The following is a 17,567-nucleotide window of genomic DNA, read 5'->3' as shown; positions in this document are numbered from 1 at the left end:
CTTTCCTACTCTTCTTTAGGCAATCTGCCGAATTATCAACTGACAGTATCATACTCTAAATTTAAGCTATTTAATTAGTCTTACTATCCTCTTCGTTTTATATCAGACACAAAAAAACCGAGCAAAGCCCGGCTTTTAAACGTAGTTACTTCTTAGCGATTATTCACGAATTTGGCCTTCGCCATTCACTAAGTATTTTTCAGTTGTAAGCGATTCTAGACCCATAGGTCCATAAGCATGTAGCTTAGTGGTCGCAATACCAATTTCAGCACCTAAGCCTAACTGTGAACCATCAGAAAAACGTGATGACGCGTTAACCATCACAACAGACGCATCAACACTGCGCTGGAATAACTCTGCTGCTGCTTGATCCTTAGTACAAATGACTTCTGTGTGGTTTGAGCCAAATTGAGCAATATGATCGATCGCTCCAGCAAAATCTGGCACAACCTTAATGGCGATTTCTAAGTCTAGGTACTCTTCGCCAAACTCATCATCAGCAAGCACAGTCGCGTTGTCAAAATATTCAGCCGCTTTTGCATCTGCATTTACTTTCACGCCTTCTTGACGAAGCACAACTGCACACAGGTTTAAAAATTCATCGGCAATATCTTGATGTACTACTAGGCCTTCTAATGCGTTACACACACCAGTGCGCTGAGTTTTACCATTTAACAGCAAGTTAATGGCGACATTCAGATCAGCCTCTTTATCAACATAAAGGTGACACACACCTTTAAAGTGTTGAATAACAGGGATGGTACTGTTTTCAGTTACAAAATTAATTAGACCTTCGCCACCTCGTGGGATGATTAAATCAATTGTGTCACGTTGCTGCATTAACTCCATTAATAAGCCACGATCAGGATCAGGGATCACTGAGATTAAGGCAGCTGGTAAACCATGCTTCTCAAGTACTTTATGCATTACGCTGGCAATGGCTTGCGAACTACGCAGTGCTTCTTTACCACCACGTAAAATTACCCCATTACCCGATTTAAAGCACAAAGCACCTGCATCAGCCGTCACATTTGGACGTGCTTCATAAATCATACATACAACACCAAGTGGCACGCGCATCTTGCTAATCTTAATACCATTCGGACGCTCTGAAATGTCGCGTAATTGACCAACCGGATCATCAAGGCTGACAATCACTTCGATGCCTTCAGCCATTGCTTCAATGCGCTCATCATTTAGGGTCAAACGATCAATCATCGCCGCAGCAAGGTTATTATCACGTGCTGCCGCTAAATCGCTTTCGTTTTCTTTGATGATGAAGGCCTTACTTTCACGTAATGCCTGCGCCATCTCAGATAACACTTGATTCTTAGTGGCAGTATCAAGCAGAGCTAGCTGGGTTGCAGCTTTTGCAGCTTGACTAGAAATATCCGTAATTAAACTCATGACTTCTCCAATAATGCGATATCTTTTTCTGAAACAACTGGGCCGATTGAATCTTGCATTTTTTCGCTAAATTCACTTTGCTCGTTGTCAGCAATAAAATTCAATAAACAGCTACTGTAATTCGCTGTTGCTTTTGCTAGACGTGTACCATCGTCACTGCGGACTAAAATAGTATCGCCTACGCCAAATTCTCCGTGTACCGCAACAATTTCATCGCTACGAATACACCCATCTTCATGATGAGCAGACTCATCAAACGAGCCTTCTACGACAACCTCACCTTGCTCATTCGCGGTGTGTGTCATCCAATGCACCGCTTCTTGCATTGGTTTTTCATAAGGCATAAAAATAGTGCCTGGGTTGTCACCTTCAAGTAGGCGATTGAAGGTTTCTTCTTTGAAACCATTTAGAATAAAGGTTGTAATACCATGCGATGTCGCCTTTTCTGCCGCTTCAATCTTAGTTTTCATACCACCGGTACCAACCGCGCTGGTTGCACACCCTGCCATTGCGTAGATTGACTCATCGATGCTCTCTATTTCAGGTAACAATACGGCATCATCATGCAAGTTCGGGTTTTTATCATAAAGACCATCAACATCCGAAAAAATCATCAGCGCATCTGCGTCTGCTGCTGCAGCAACCATCGCTGATAGGTTATCATTATCACCTACTTTCAAGTCATCCGTGGTGACCGTATCATTTTCATTGATGATAGGTAGTACACCGTGCTCTAGTAAAGTGAACACCGTTTCACGAATGCTGGTATAGCGCTCACGGTCTCGTAAATCACCGTGTGTTAATAATATTTGTGCGGAAGGGAAATCAAAAAAACGATCCCACATAGCCATCATTTCTGTTTGGCCGGCAGCTGCCATTGCCTTTTTCATCGTTACCGAGCGAGTTTCTTGCTCAGGAAATAAATGCGAACCCGCTGCCACCGAACCAGATGATACTAAAATCACTTCGATACCTCGTGCTCGACAGCGAACGATGAACTGCGCAATGGTCAATAAATAACGTGAACGACACCCATCTTGTTCCGGTGCGATCAATGCGCTACCAACTTTAAGTACAATACGTCGCCATTTAAACTTTTGCATAACTGTTCAACTTTTCCATTTTACTATCTGTTCAGCGTCATTAAAGCCGCTGATTAAAAGACTCACGTTTAGAACAACTAAACGTGCTGAGTATTCTCACTTTGTCACAGACACTTATCTGCACACGCAACTAGTCCGCGCATGGACTGCGTTTAGGTATAGCACAACTTTTATTCAGTCAGTAGACCAAACGGTTATAAACCATAAGCTGATAAAAAAAGATAAGTGTTGTTTATGTATCGCTGTAAAAAGCTGTGTGCGGCTTTTATTAATAACAACATACATAGAGCCTATACAATCTGGTACACCGACAGATAGGGCGTAGATTGTATGACCGAGATTTAGCCGCCACGATGGGAGCTAAACATTGATAAGATAATGAACTTTTATTGTATTCAACTCGTAATAAATACGCACTGAACAATCATTAGCTCATTTCTATTTAATTAGAAAACAAAGTGTATAAAACACAATATATAAAGCAAACAACTGATTTATTAGGGCTTATCCTCTAATTACTAAAGAAAAACAAAGTTAATCATTTAGATATCAAATTGTTTGAACACGAATTATAATACGATATAAAGAGGTGAAAGATCAAGAGTAGATATTAATCACTAATTTTATACTTACCATAAACCTAGAAAATAGTTCATACTTAACAAATAGTTAAATGAATACATTTCGATATTAATAATTTTTCATCAGCTTATGGCCGTTTTGTTTTCAATAACAACCCAAAAAGTATTAATAACGACTAAAATCGTATTTAGAGCAATAAGTTTTCTTGTGTCTATGACGGTGAGTAAGCTTTAATAAGTAGGCAGTTTTATTTGTAAGTCAGCGACAATTTATCGTCATCAATAGCAATTATCTATGATGTTGGTGCTAAAGCTAAAAGGATAATTCATTTTATGTCAGCAATTTATATAGCAGGGATCGCCTTGTGTTCTGTAATAGCACAGTGGGTAGCATGGGCGTTTCGTGTACCGGCTATTTTATTTTTACTTCTAACGGGTTTATTACTTGGCCCTTTCAGTGGCGTGCTTGAACCCGATGCCCTTTTAGGCGACTTACTATTCCCCGTGGTTTCGTTAAGTGTTGCAGTTATACTCTTTGAAGGCTCGCTGACATTACACTTTAAAGAACTTAAAGGGATAGGAAAAGTTGTCCGAAATCTCTGCTCCATCGGCATGATAACCACCTGCATTATTATCAGTTTAAGTGCCTATTGGATCTTAGAACTTAATTGGCGAGTTGCCGCAGTACTAGGGGCTGTGCTTGTGGTTACAGGACCAACAGTTATCGCACCTTTACTTAATTCAATGCGCCCTAACCAAGATATAGACCGCATCCTCAGGTGGGAAGGTATTGTTATTGACCCCATCGGAGCCTTATTTGCAGTGCTCGTCTTTGAAGCCGTTATGCTTGTTGGGCAAGGAGAAGTATTAAGCCATACAATTATTGCCTTGTTTAAAACCTTAGGGGTTGGCTTAACAATTGGTGTCGCCGCGGGCTGGCTAACCACCTTACTCATTCGTCGCGAGTGGTTGCCTTTTGAGTTACACAAATTTGGTATTTTAGCATTGGTATTGATTAGCTTTACAGTATCAAATCATCTGAGCCATGAATCTGGATTACTGGCTGTGACTGTATTCGGTATTTGGCTAGCCAATCAAGATGACTTGGAAATAGACTCAGTACTTGAGTTTAAAGAAGACTTGTCGATGATCTTGATATCATCCTTGTTTATCTTACTTGCCGCACGCTTACAGCTTTCAGACTTAATGATGTTACACAGTGATGTGTTTATTTTCTTAGCCATCGTGCTCTTTATCGCGCGCCCTGCATGCATCGCTATTTCAACTATCGGCTCAGATCTGCCAATAAAGTCCCGTTTGGTACTCTCTTGGATCGCACCAAGAGGTATCGTCGCAGCCGCTGTGGGCTCAGTGTTTGCACTGAGCATGGTTGAAGCAGGTATCGCGGACGCAGAGAAAATCGTGCCGCTGATTTTCACGGTAATCATCGTCACGGTTGTACTACAAAGTCTGACAGCTACACCACTGGCTAAACTATTAAAAGTGCGCCAGCCTGCGCCAAATACTATTTTAATCATTGGTGCAAACCATGTTGCACGTGCAATAGCCTGTGGACTAAAAGAGCAGAATATTCCTGTACATCTTTCTGATCCAGCATGGGAGAACTGCAAAATGGCACGTATGGATGGCCTGCCTTGTTATTATGGTAATCCACAGTCTGAACATGCCGAGCGTTATTTACCTTTAACAACAATTCGTAGTGTTTTAGCACTTTCACCTAATCGTCACCATAATGCATTGGGTGTGCAGTATTTCTCGCATTTGCTAAATGAAAAGGATGTGTATTCTCTTCGTTCTTCAACTAACCACGCTAAAGCAAACAAAGATAGCGCAACATTTTTGTCTCGTCAGATTCTATTTGGTGACAATGGCGCATATGCACGTTTAAGCAGTCTAATAGCCAAAGGTGGTAAAGTGAGTGCTACACGCATTTCGGATGAGTTTAGCTGGGAGCAATATAAAGAAGTTAATAGTGAAGCTATTCCGTTATTTATTTTAAACGGTGAAAAAGATGATGATGACGACTCTCCTGTTCGTATTAGACCATTTACGACAAATATGGAGAAAACACCGCAAGTAGGTGAGCGCATCGTTGCTTTACAACCACCCAAGTTATCGGTTCTTAAAGACCCTAACCAGAACAAAAATAAAGATAAAAAAGAAGATAAATGATCACAGGCCAGCACATGCTGGCCTTATTTTTAACGGTTTAAATTACATAGGTAAACGTGCGCGCCGAACCACACTATCAGGCATTTTTTGCGCTAGTTTTGCTAATAATTGCTCAACTTTTTTATGCTGCGCTTTATCTGCTACCATAGAGTGAAACAACCAGCGATAAGCATCCTCATAGTCTCTTGGGCTACCATACCCTTGGTTGAATAGCCTAACTAAGCGCATTTGCGCTTTTAAGTTACCTTGTGCAGATGCTTCGCGCAAATAGGTCACGGCCATCGCTTTATCTTGCTGAACCAACCGCCCGATATCATAATAGCGGCCAAGTTGTTCTAGTGCTGCTGCTAACCCTTGCTCAGCAGCTTGACGCATATAATACACCCCCAACTCTACGTTACGATCAACACAGACTGCATATGCCAGCATATCGCCATACAGGAACTGATACGATGGTAGCGCCATTTTATTGGCTCGCGCTTCGATATCTTGTACTAACTGGCAATCATCTGCCTTTACACGTGCTAGGTGTGCATTTTTATTGATCAAGCCAATTAACTCGCTTTCTGTGTACAGAGGTACTGCTGCAATGGGCTCTTCAGCCATGCTCAGGCTGGAAAAGAGTAATGTTAAAGGCAATAAAACACGCATCAAAATCACTTAAAAAAGTCAGTCTTAGCAAATAATATACAATTATCATTCCAGAGTGAATTTTAGGCACAAAAAAAGCTGCCGAAGCAGCTTTTTTAGTCACTATGGCAATTATGCAAACGGGTTGCGTAATACCATGGTCTCTACACGATCAGGACCTGTTGAGATGATATCAACTGGAACACCCGTGATTTCTTCGATACGTTTGATGTAATCAAGTGCCGCTTTAGGCAACTGATCAACTGAGGTTACACCTACTGTGTTTTCTGACCAGCCTGGCATCTCTTCGTATACTGGCGTTACTTTCTCGTAACCTTCAGCAGCTAATGGCGTCACGTTCGTTACTGTGCCATCTTCTAACTGATAACCAGTACAGATTTTTAATGTTTCTAAACCGTCTAAAACGTCTAATTTAGTTAAACAGAAACCTGAGATGCTGTTGATTTGAACTGCACGGCGCATCGCCACTGCATCTAACCAACCAGTACGGCGTAAACGACCTGTCGTTGCACCGAATTCATGACCTTTCTCACCTAAATGCTTACCTACAGGGTCTTGCTTATCAAGACCATCGTAAAGCTCTGTTGGGAAAGGACCTGAACCTACACGTGTTGTGTAAGCTTTGATAATACCTAGTACGTAATCAAGGTGTAATGGACCAAAACCAGCACCTGTTGCTACACCACCTGCGGTTGTGTTTGATGATGTTACGTACGGATAAGTACCATGGTCGATATCAAGCAATGTACCTTGCGCACCTTCAAATAAGATGTTGTCGCCCGCTAAACGCGTTTGATCAAGTAGCTCAGTCACATCAACAACCATCGCTTTTAAGATATCAGCAATAGCCATTGCATCATCAAATGTCTTCTGGAAATCAACCGGCTCTACTTTGTAGTAATGCTCTAGTGTGAAGTTATGGTATTCCAATACTTCTTTTAATTTGCTCGCGAATAATTCAGGATTGAATAAGTCGCCAACACGTAAACCACGACGTGCTACTTTATCTTCATAAGCTGGACCAATACCACGACCTGTAGTACCGATTGGCTTATCGCCACGTGCTTTTTCACGGGCTAAATCTAATGCAATGTGGAAAGGTAAAATAAGCGGACACGCTTCACTAATTAATAAACGCTCACGCACAGGCACGCCACGCTCTTCTAGCATGCCAATTTCTTTCATCAACGCTTCTGGTGATAAAACAACACCATTACCAATCACACACTTAACATTGTCACGTAATACACCCGATGGAATAAGGTGTAAAACCGTCTTTTCACCGTTAATTACCAAAGTGTGGCCTGCGTTATGACCACCTTGATAACGAACTACTAAAGATGCTTTGTCTGTAAGGAGGTCAACTACCTTACCCTTACCTTCGTCACCCCATTGGGTGCCTAGTACAACAACGTTTTTACCCATTGCAAATTCACTTAGAAAAAATTAGGACGAGATTTTACCAGAAAACGAGGTGAAAGATCACCCCGTTTAGCTTATTTTTTCTGCGGCCGACTTTTTATCACCATAGCCAATAAAACAACCGCAGCCAGAACAGGGAGTTATAAATTTATAATACAAAGAAATTAGTTCACGACTGAAATAAAAAAGCCCTGCAAAGTGCAGGGCTTTCATTATTAAGTGTTTAATTACTGGGCATTAGCGCCTTTCATGTAATTAAAGAAATCACTATCTGGAGAGATAATCATGACGTCTTGCTTATCTTTAAAGGTTTTTTTGTAAGCTTCAAGACTGCGCACAAAGCTAAAAAACTCAGCATCTTTATTATAAGCATTAGCATAAATCCCCGCCGCTTCTGCATCGCCTTGACCGCGAACAGTTCGCGCATTTCGCTCAGCATCTGCCAGCATAACTGTTACACGACGATCAACCTCAGCACGAATTGTTTCTGCCTTTTCTTGACCTTCAGAGCGATGCTCTTTCGCCACCGCAGTTCGCTCAGCGCGCATACGTTGGAAGATTGAGCTACTGACTTCTTGTGGTAAGTTAATTTGCTTAACACGTACATCAAGTACTTCAATACCTAACTCTTGCGCACTTTCTGAAGCTTGTACTAATGCTTCTTCCATAAGCTCACTACGCTCACCTGAAACAATTTCTTTAATAGTACGAGAACCAAAATTAGTACGTAGACCATTATTTACCTTTTGCTTAAGCAGTGTTTCAGCGTATTGCTTATCACCGCGTGCGCGTAGGTAAAATGCACTAAAGTCGTTGATACGCCATTTCACGTATGAATCAACAATTAAGTCTTTTTTCTCGCTTGTTACAAAACGATCAGGTGCACCATCTAATGTTTGGATACGTGCATCTAAACGGCGTACTTGACTGAAAAATGGCACTTTAAAGTTCAAGCCTGGGCCATAAACTACTGCCGTGTCATTACTGTCTTTCTGCACTTTACTGAACAACAATACAATCGCCTTTTCACCTTCTTGTACGACAAAAATAGATGAAAAAGACATAACAACCGCAAGGGCAAGTATTACTAAACTAAAATTTTTCATTTTGCTTATCTCCCCTCATTAAAGCGATCAGTTGCAAAACGGTCATTACTCGAGTTAACCGTACTGTTGCGTGATGTATTCAACTTGTTGCGCAAATCTTTGATATCACTTGAACTTGGCAGTGCAACACGGGTCGCGGTGCCTTGCTTTTCCATTATTTTATCAAGCGGTAAATACATCATGTTATTACCGTTTTTCACATCAACAAGTACTTTAGAGCTATTACCCAGTACTTCTTCCATTGCATCAATGTACAAACGTTTACGTGTTACTTCCTTCGCTGCTTGGTACTCTGGTAATAGCTTTTCAAAGCGTGCTACCTCACCTTGCGCTTCTAATGTAATACGCTCGCGATATGCTTCAGCTTCTTGTGTCATACGTGTCACTTGACCACGGGCACGCGGCTCTATCTCACGGGCATAAGCTTCTGCTTCACGGATGAAACGCTCTTCATCTTCTTGTGCAGCAATAGCATCATCAAAGGCATCTTTTACTTCACCTGGTGGGCGTGAATCTTTAAAGTTCACGTCGCTAACAATAATACCAAGGTTATACGGCTCGATAATTTTGTTTAGCTCATCCCACGTTTGTTGACGAACGACCTCACGACCTGTTGTTAATACTTGGTCCATTTTCACATGACCAATAACATAGCGAAGTGCGCTATCGAGCGCTTGTTGTAGGCTGTGATCAGCATCCGTTACACTGAACTTATATAGGTGAGGATCGATAACACGATACTGCACTTCAAACTCTACATTTACGACGTTTTCATCTTCAGTCAGCATAAAGCCTTTCGCAGATAAAGAGCGTACCGCTTCAATATCAACCGGAATGACACGTTCGATGAACGTCATTTTCCAACGTAAGCCTGGCTCTGCAATGCGACTAAACTGACCAAATTGTAAAACAATACCGCGCTCAGCTTCTTTAACTGTATAAATACCGCTTAATGCCCAAACGATGATGGCAATAATTAATATGAAAGAAATGCCTGCGCCACCAAGTCCGCCGCCGTTTTTACCTGGCTTGTTACCACCAAATAAACCGCCAAACTTGTTGCCGAATTTACGCAGTACCTCGTCTAAATCAGGTGGGCCTTGATCTTTTCCGCCTTTGTTATTCCACGGATCTTTATCATTGCCATTATTACCCGGTTCATTCCAGGCCATAGCTATACTCCATTGTTATCTAAATGAATTGGGTTAAATCTATCAAATCTACAGCATTTCTCATACTAAAATTAACAAATGCTGACGATTTTTAGTTCGCAACTATAAAAGAATCGAGATCCTGTCCCATTTCTTTTTTCAAACGATTCCACTCAGCCATCGGTAAACGCACTGAAAGCAACCAATTACCTTGTTCATCAAAGCACTCTTCATGAACAGCATTTAAGTTAAATAATGCAGCGCGAATACGACCATGCTGTGGAGGTAATTTAAGCGACTCTGCCAGCATTTTCTTTGCTAGCAACTCATTAATTGCCTCTGACAGTAACTCACAACCCACACCCGTTCGAGCAGATAACCACACTCTAATTGGCTGGCCTTCATCGTTTCTATCTATACGCGGCGCAACGTCATCTAGCGCATCAATTTTGTTATACACTAATAATTGCGGCACTTCATCTGCATCAATTTCTTTTAGAACTGACTGCACCTGCTCAATATTCTCTTTACGACGCGGGTCTGCTACGTCAATAACATGTAGCTGTAAATCGGCTTCCCGGGTTTCAGTTAATGTAGCTTTAAAAGCAGCCACTAAATCATGTGGTAAGTGACGAATAAAGCCAACAGTATCCGCGAGGATCACTGGACCAACATCGCCAATGTCTAACTTACGTAATGTCGGGTCAAGTGTTGCAAATAATTGGTCGGCCGCATACACATCTGAGTCTGTTATTCGATTAAACAGGGTCGATTTACCTGCGTTAGTGTAACCAACTAATGACACTGTGGGTATTTCATTACGGGTACGTGCTCGTCGCCCCTGTTCACGTTGCACAGCAACTTTATCTAATCGTGCACGAATATTCTTAATTCTTGCACGCAGAAGTCGTCTATCGGTTTCAAGCTGCGTCTCACCTGGACCACGTAAACCTATCCCACCTTTTTGGCGCTCAAGGTGAGTCCAACCACGGATCAAGCGTGTTGAAATGTGACGTAGCTGCGCTAACTCAACTTGAAGTTTACCTTCATGAGTACGCGCTCGCTGGGCAAAAATATCAAGGATCAAACTCGTACGATCAAGTACACGACACTGACAAACGCTCTCTAAGTTACGTTCCTGTGACGGGCTTAGTTGATGGTTGAAAATAATGACATCTGCATTGTGGATTTTGACAGTTTCAGCGATTTCTTCTGCTTTTCCGGTACCGACGAAAAGTTTCGGATGTGGTGCTTGACGACTGCCTTGCACAATCGCCAAACTACTAACACCAGCAGAAGATACCAACAACTCTAATTCATGAAGATCTTCACGATCCCCTTCTTTAGGTAAGTCGATATGAACTAAAACTGCCTGTTCGCCGGCTTCATAACGGTCAAACAAGCATTACGCTCCTAAATTTAAAAATTTCCAGGCTCTTGCTCTTCTGAATCATCGCTTCCTTGTGCACCTTGGAAGTTAACAGTACGCGCTGGAACTACGGTAGAAATAGCGTGTTTATACACCATTTGATTCACGGTGTTTTCAAGTAAAATAACAAATTGGTCAAATGACTGGATTTTACCCTGTAACTTAATGCCATTAACCAAAAAGATTGATACTGGAATGCGCTCACGACGTAACGCATTCAAAAATGGGTCTTGTAACGACTGGCCTTTTGCCATGTTATTTTCCTTCGTTCTAGGTGTTATTATAATTAAGTAGCTGAACTAATTTAACAAAGCTAAAAATTTTTCAACTACTACTAGCTTAGCGAACTTACTACACGTTGCAAGTTTTCTTCATCACCCGTGGCCAACCATGTAACATCAGGCCAACCTCTTAGCCAAGTTAACTGCCGCTTGGCAAGCTGGCGCGTGGCAGCAACACCACGAAAGACCATTTCATCATAGTCAATTTCGCCTGCAATGTAATCCCACATTTGTCTATAACCTACGCAACGAATCGAAGGTAGATCTGGGTGTAAATCCTTACGTTTATATAGGGATGAAACTTCATTTTCAAACCCCTGTTCAAGCATTATTTTAAACCTTTTCTCAATTCGCTGATGTAAAACGCTGCGATCGGCAGGCGCGATAGCAAATTGATGAAAAGTATAAGGAAGCGCTGGCTGCTTTTGTTTTTGTAACTCTGTCATTGTTTTGCCAGTTATACGATAAACTTCGAGCGCACGATTAATACGTTGTGAATCATTTTCACTTATTTTACTCGCAGCCTCAGGATCGATTTTAACGAGCTCTGCGTGCAAATGCGGCCAACCAAACTGCTTTGCTTCCTTTTCGAGTTCAGCCCGCACTTCGGGTGATGCCTCTGGTAGTGGCGACAAACCATCAATCAATGACTTAAAGTACATCATTGTACCGCCAACTAATACAGGTACTTTACCTTGCTTATGAAATAGATCAATCTTTTCAATCGCATCGCGACGAAAATCAGCAACTGAATAACTTTCTGCAGGATCAATAATATCGATTAGATGATGAGGCGCTCGCACTAATTCATCAGCATCTGGTTTAGCTGTACCAATATTCATATCTTTGTACACCAGCGCTGAATCTACACTGATTATTTCTGTGTTTAAATGCTCACACAGCGAAATTGCTAAGTCTGTTTTCCCTGCTGCGGTTGGTCCCATTAAAAAAATGACGGGTAAGTTATTCAAGCCTAAATACCTTGCTTAGTTTAAAAACTGAGATAGTTCTATTTTAACTGCTTTTTGACGTAAACGTTGCATAGTTTGTGGATTATTTTCTAACCGAGTCACTTGTTCCATAAAGGCTTGGCTTGTGTAATAACGTGTCGGAATTTGCTGTGTTAACCATTCTAGCCATTCATCCAATGAACTTGGCGATGTTTTGCAAGCAATGATAAGTCGCTCAATGGCATTACTAACATCAAGTAAATACATACAAGGCGGAAGCTTTTTAACCATCACAAATTGCTTTTCAATCACTAAATCAAAACCTAGCAGGGTAAACCACGACTGCTGAGCATTTAAAGCACTAATATCATCAGCATGTGTGTTTACTCGTACAGGTAACAACAAAGCTTTGCCATCAAGACTGCCAGCTTGCTCTACTTGCGCTTGCCAGTCGAGCGCTAAAGCATGCTTAAAATGCGCAGCAAATAGTTGCTTGTCTTCACTAAATACGCATTCACCTTCGCGTACGTGAATAAGTTTGGCAAGTTTTGTTTGCTCCACAACCGGTGCAGCAATGCTTGGCTCAGGCCGTACTTGATCAAAATGCGCAGCATGTTGCTCACTGATCCCTTGATAAAAAGCATTCACATCTTGATGTGATGCTTTACTGCGTCCTTGGCTATCGCGACTAACCCCCCCTCCCGAACGCCCTGCTGTGCCAGAGTAACTCGCTGAGCGTGTTGGCTGTAACTCTGATTTAGGATAATCATACTGCTCTGTAGGCGCTGATGCAGTATAGCTTAACTGCGAGCTACTCAGACTCAACTCTTCAAACGGGGCCTGCTGAAAAGCAGTGTCATTGTGCTCAGTAAAACCAGCTTCATGCTGCAGCGGCACCACAACTTGTTTTATTGCCTGCAAAATAAAGTCATGCACTAAACGCCCTTGATGAAAACGTACTTCATGCTTGGCTGGATGCACATTTACATCGACCTGACGTGGGTCAATATCAATGTAGATAACAAAGCCTGGTAGTTCTTCTGAGCCTGCGACTTCTTCAAATGCTTGGCGAATCGCGTGTAAAATGAGCTTGTCGCGCATCATGCGGTTATTCACATAGGTATACTGAGTCGTATTGCTTGACCCAACAGGCAATACCCAGCCTCTTAGCATTAACCCTGCTTCACCAGATTGAATATGCAAACCTTGTTCACTAAAGATTTTACCGGCAACTTGTGCAACACGGCTAATTGCTTGTTCTGGATTAGGCTTTGCACGGTATTGACGCACCACTTTGCCGTTATGCGTTAACGTAATTGAGACATCAAACCGGCTCAATGCAATCCGCTTTATAAGCTCATCAATATGTGAAAACTCTGTTTTTTCTGTGCGCAGAAATTTGCGTCGTGCGGGGGTGTTAAAAAATAAATCTTTAACTTCAATAGTGGTGCCATCTGGGTGGGCTGTTGGTTTTATTTGCACAGCCATATCACGCCCTTCTGCAAAGGCTTGCCATGCAGCTTCTTGCTGTTTTGGCTTTGAGCTCAAAGTTAAGCGCGATACTGAACTAATAGATGCCAAGGCTTCACCACGAAAACCCAGTGAGCAAATGTTCTCTAAGTCATCAAGTGATTTTAGTTTACTCGTGGCATGGCGTGACAAGGCTAATGTCAGCTCATCTTTATTAATGCCTGAGCCATTATCACGAATGCGAATAAGCTTGTGGCCACCACGTTCAATGTCTATTTGAATGCGCGTTGCGCCAGCATCTAAACTGTTTTCGACTAGCTCTTTAACAACCGAGGCTGGTCGTTCAACCACTTCACCCGCAGCAATTTGGTTAGCCAATCGCGCGGGTAGTATTTCTATACTCATAGTGTTCCTAACGCAAAAATTGATTAGCTTTGCGGAATATCAAGCTCTTGACCAATAAACAGGGTATTCGATTTTAAGTTGTTGGCCGTTTTTAACTTACTAACGGAGGTATTGTATCTGCTTGCCAAAATACTTAATGATTCACCTGGACGTACTTTGTGTTTAGTCGGAAACTGCGCTTTTAACTTAGCAAATAACGAGTCGTCTGGCGGGTTTTGCATATAGTAATTTTTAATTGAGGTGAAAATTGCTTTTGCTAAGCGCTCTTGATGCTGTGCTGTTTTTAGCATTCGCTCTTCACGCGGGTTCGAAATAAACCCAGTTTCGACCAAAATAGACGGAATATCTGGAGATTTCAATACCGCAAGACTTGCCGCTTGAGGGTGCTTTTTGTGCATTTTAGCAACTTTTTTTAATTCACTAACAACTTCTTGTGCAACACTAAAGCCTGTTTTCATCGAGTGATCCATCGACATATCTAACAGTGCTTGCGCTAAATATTTTTCGCTCGCAGTATCTTTTAATACCCCAGCAGCACCACCTAAAAGCTCGGAATGTTTCTCTTTATCCTCAATCCATTTACCAATTTCTGAATTAGCACGGCGCAGTGAAAGCACCCATACTGACGCACCATTTGGTTGCGGGCTAGTAAAGGCATCGGCATGGATCGACACAAAAAAGTCGGCTTTTTTCTTACGAGCAATGCTGGTTCGGGTGTTTAAATTTACAAAGTAGTCACTGCGGCGCACCATACGCGAGATCATTCCTCGTTCAGCGTCTATCATGCGCTCTAAGCGCTTCGCTATTTGTAGCGTGATATCTTTTTCATAGGTACCTGAGGGGCCAATTGAACCTGGGTCTTCACCACCGTGACCCGCGTCAATAGCAATGACGATATCACGTTCTTGATGAAGCTCTCGTTTTTTCACACTCGTGTTAGTTGAAGCAATCGGTTCTGCATTCGGTGTTTTATCTACAAGGTCAACCACTAAGCGGTGTTTGTATGGTTCGGTAGGCAATAAAGCAAACACAACCGGTTTACTGGCGCGCGCGAGTTCAAAAACAAAACGGACACTTTTACTATCTTTTGGCTTTGAGTAACGCAGTTTTGAAACTATCTGATGCTTTTTAGGAATATTAGGCAAGCTATCTAGCTTATTGGTATTTTTTAAGTCAACCACTAAACGGGCTGGGTTTTTTAGCATAAAATAACTAAAATCAGGCTTCTCGTTCAAATCAAAGACCACACGAGTGCTGTCAGGAGAGGGCCAGACACGTACGCTATTAATTGTATTTTGTGCAAACGCAACTTGGCTTACAACCAAAAACATTAAGATAGTTAATAGTTTAAATGTACAACGACCCATTTTTGCTCATACACCTTTATTTTTATCTGTTTATTATTGCGTGCTCTTCAACTTCTCTACAATCGAATGACCACGCTCTGTTAAACTATTTATTAAAATAGCACGTGCTTCACCTTCATAACGTAATGTAACATCAAGATCTGGCGTGGGTATAAACTCCCCCCCTTTTTCAGGCCACTCTACTACGCAAATAGCGTGTGGGGAAAAATAGTCACGGATCCCCATATACTCAAGCTCTTCAGGGTCGCCCAAGCGATATAGATCGAAGTGATAAATATCAGCTTTATCTAACTGGTATGGTTCAACCAGTGTATAAGTTGGACTCTTAACCTTACCTTGATGACCAAAACCTTGCACAATACCACGCGTTAAGGTGGTTTTACCGGCACCTAAGTCTCCATGTAAATAAATCACAGCTCCTTGCTCCATTAATTTTGCAAGTTGCTTGCCCATATTTACCGTTGCGGCTTCATCTGCCAATGCAAAGCCAACACTGTTGGTCATTATTACCTCATGAAATACTTGAAACACATTACTTTATTAATCATACCAGAATATTTTTTTAAGGCGAGAATCAGGCGAACCATGAGTCAGAAACAAAAAAAACCGGCAAGTTGCCTAATGCCGATCAGTTAAGAATATTTTCATGATCGGTTGACCGATCTTTTAAAGGCTTCAAAATCCGATATCAGAAACTGATATCGGATTTTTTTATGTCTTTACTCACAAACCTCGATGAAACATTTAGTCATGCGGAAGACTTGAAGGCTGTCGATAAGCTTATGTCTTTTGTCGACCCTGAACTTCTTCAGCAAGCCTATACACTATCGGGCGTAGCAACTATCAGACGTCGCCGGTTACCTCTGGATTCGGTCGTATTTACTATCGTGGGTATGAGTCTTTTTCGTAATGACCCTGTCTGGGACATCGCAAATAAACTTGATATCTCATTACCAGGTAAAAATCGATTTGTTGCCCCCAGTGCGGTAGTTCAAGCTCGGCAACGACTAGGTGATGAAGCTGTCGGTCACGTCTTTAAGCTGATGGCACAACGGGCCTTTGGTGATTTTGCCTTTGAACAGTGGTGTGGTTTAAATGTGTTAGCAGTTGATGGCGTGATGTTTCGTGCTCAGGATACCGGTGAGAACCTTACTGCATTCGGTTGTGACCGTAATGCTAAAGGCGATAATCCGTATCCACAGGTACGCATGTGTAGTCTGATGGAAACCTCCAGCCACCTTCTACTGGCCAGTGAGTTTGACAGTCGGGATGTGGGGGAGATGTCTCTTGCGCAGCGGCTTATTCCTTCGGTTCCCAATAACTCTCTGACTCTTTTCGACAGAGGATATTATTCGCTGGGGTTATTGTACTTATGGATGACTAAAGGCGTTAATACGCACTGGATGCTCCCTGCCCGTAAAGATCTACAGTACACAGTAAAACACCGACTAAGCGAACATGATGCTGTTATCACTCTCAAGACTTCGCCTCAGGCTCGGAAAAAATTTGATGGTCTACCAGAAACCATCGACGCGAGGCTAACCAGTTACAAAGTAGACGGGAAAAGCTACCATGTGCTCAGTTCAATGGTCGATGTATTGCAGTTTCCCTACGAAGAAGTTGTTGATGTGTACGTTCAACGCTGGGAAATAGAGCTAGGGTTCAGGGAAATGAAACAGACGCTAAATCAGGCCAAGCTAACACTTCGTAGCAAGAAACCTGAGATGGTACGACAGGAGCTCTGGGGACTACTACTGGCCTACAACCTGATTCGGATGATTATGCTGGATGCCGTTAAAGATATGCCTGAGCTATCCCCATCGCGGCTTAGCTTCGGCCTCTGCATGAGACACATCATCGTGTTCTTCCTAACCACTTTACCGGAAACAGTAACCAAGTTGCCCGTTCACTATGAATACCTGATGGAATCGTTAAGGATGATGAAATTACCTGACAAACGGCCTGATAGGTATTACCCAAGAGTTGTGAGGAAAAGACCGACTAAATACCCCACAAAGAAAAAAGCCAGTCAGCTTAACTGACTGGCATTA

Annotated in this window: 14 protein-coding genes; 2 read left to right on the top strand and 12 right to left on the bottom strand. The window is 42.1% G+C overall.

What is annotated here, in order from left to right; translation table 11 throughout:
• Positions 1 to 159 precede the first annotated feature (159 nt).
• Both PAARA_RS00785 and proB read right to left on the bottom strand, forming a co-directional pair.
• The gene (locus tag PAARA_RS00785) at positions 160 to 1,407 is read right to left on the bottom strand and encodes a glutamate-5-semialdehyde dehydrogenase (protein ID WP_062567182.1); all 1,248 of its coding nucleotides are present in this window, start codon (positions 1,405 to 1,407) and stop codon (positions 160 to 162) included.
• A complete protein-coding gene (proB, locus tag PAARA_RS00780) occupies positions 1,404 to 2,510 on the bottom strand; it encodes a glutamate 5-kinase (RefSeq protein WP_062567181.1) in 1,107 nt (368 codons plus the stop codon). Before proB ends, PAARA_RS00785 begins: the two co-directional genes overlap by 4 nt.
• A gap of 914 nt (positions 2,511 to 3,424) precedes the next feature.
• On the opposite strand from proB, the gene PAARA_RS00775 reads away from it, so the two are divergent.
• Complete coding sequence (locus PAARA_RS00775; RefSeq protein ID WP_062567180.1) at positions 3,425 to 5,284, top strand: cation:proton antiporter; 1,860 nt, start codon at positions 3,425 to 3,427, stop codon at positions 5,282 to 5,284.
• 42 nt (positions 5,285 to 5,326) lie between these two features.
• Here PAARA_RS00775 and PAARA_RS00770 read toward each other — a convergent pair whose 3' ends face one another.
• The 10 genes from PAARA_RS00770 to tsaE all read right to left on the bottom strand — a co-directional run bounded on the left by PAARA_RS00770 (position 5,327) and on the right by tsaE (position 16,020).
• Complete coding sequence (locus tag PAARA_RS00770) at positions 5,327 to 5,935, bottom strand: tetratricopeptide repeat protein (RefSeq protein WP_062567179.1); 609 nt, start codon at positions 5,933 to 5,935, stop codon at positions 5,327 to 5,329.
• Between the two features lie 111 nt (positions 5,936 to 6,046).
• Positions 6,047 to 7,360 (bottom strand): adenylosuccinate synthase, encoded by a 1,314-nt coding sequence (locus PAARA_RS00765; protein ID WP_062567178.1) that lies wholly within the window; start codon positions 7,358 to 7,360, stop codon positions 6,047 to 6,049.
• Positions 7,361 to 7,584: 224 nt separating this feature from the next.
• Positions 7,585 to 8,463: a protease modulator HflC gene (gene hflC, locus PAARA_RS00760; RefSeq protein ID WP_062567177.1), complete on the bottom strand. Its 879-nt coding sequence runs from the start codon at positions 8,461 to 8,463 to the stop codon at positions 7,585 to 7,587.
• Positions 8,464 to 8,468: 5 nt separating this feature from the next.
• Positions 8,469 to 9,635, bottom strand: a complete 1,167-nt coding sequence (hflK, locus tag PAARA_RS00755; protein ID WP_062567176.1) for an FtsH protease activity modulator HflK — start codon at positions 9,633 to 9,635, stop codon at positions 8,469 to 8,471.
• A 91-nt stretch (positions 9,636 to 9,726) separates the two neighbouring features.
• The gene (hflX, locus tag PAARA_RS00750; protein ID WP_062567175.1) at positions 9,727 to 11,016 is read right to left on the bottom strand and encodes a ribosome rescue GTPase HflX; all 1,290 of its coding nucleotides are present in this window, start codon (positions 11,014 to 11,016) and stop codon (positions 9,727 to 9,729) included.
• Between the two features lie 17 nt (positions 11,017 to 11,033).
• On the bottom strand, positions 11,034 to 11,297 hold the full coding sequence (gene hfq, locus PAARA_RS00745; RefSeq protein ID WP_062567174.1) for an RNA chaperone Hfq: 264 nt from the start codon (positions 11,295 to 11,297) through the stop codon (positions 11,034 to 11,036).
• 80 nt (positions 11,298 to 11,377) lie between these two features.
• Positions 11,378 to 12,295, bottom strand: coding sequence for a tRNA (adenosine(37)-N6)-dimethylallyltransferase MiaA (gene miaA, locus PAARA_RS00740; RefSeq protein WP_083515228.1), 918 nt, complete (start codon positions 12,293 to 12,295; stop codon positions 11,378 to 11,380).
• A gap of 15 nt (positions 12,296 to 12,310) precedes the next feature.
• A complete protein-coding gene (gene mutL, locus PAARA_RS00735; RefSeq protein WP_062567172.1) occupies positions 12,311 to 14,149 on the bottom strand; it encodes a DNA mismatch repair endonuclease MutL in 1,839 nt (612 codons plus the stop codon).
• 23 nt (positions 14,150 to 14,172) lie between these two features.
• Entirely contained in the window at positions 14,173 to 15,516 is a 1,344-nt protein-coding gene (locus PAARA_RS00730) for an N-acetylmuramoyl-L-alanine amidase (protein ID WP_062567171.1), read from the bottom strand.
• A gap of 33 nt (positions 15,517 to 15,549) precedes the next feature.
• A complete protein-coding gene (tsaE, locus tag PAARA_RS00725; protein WP_062567170.1) occupies positions 15,550 to 16,020 on the bottom strand; it encodes a tRNA (adenosine(37)-N6)-threonylcarbamoyltransferase complex ATPase subunit type 1 TsaE in 471 nt (156 codons plus the stop codon).
• Between the two features lie 209 nt (positions 16,021 to 16,229).
• Between tsaE and PAARA_RS00720 the strand changes: the two genes are divergently transcribed.
• On the top strand, positions 16,230 to 17,558 hold the full coding sequence (locus PAARA_RS00720) for an IS4 family transposase (protein ID WP_062567086.1): 1,329 nt from the start codon (positions 16,230 to 16,232) through the stop codon (positions 17,556 to 17,558).
• Positions 17,559 to 17,567 lie beyond the last annotated feature (9 nt).

Source organism: Pseudoalteromonas arabiensis, from assembly GCF_001550155.1.
GTDB lineage: Bacteria > Pseudomonadota > Gammaproteobacteria > Enterobacterales > Alteromonadaceae > Pseudoalteromonas > Pseudoalteromonas arabiensis.
Note: the sequence above shows the minus strand (reverse complement) of the source record. Positions and strands in the feature narration are given on the sequence as shown.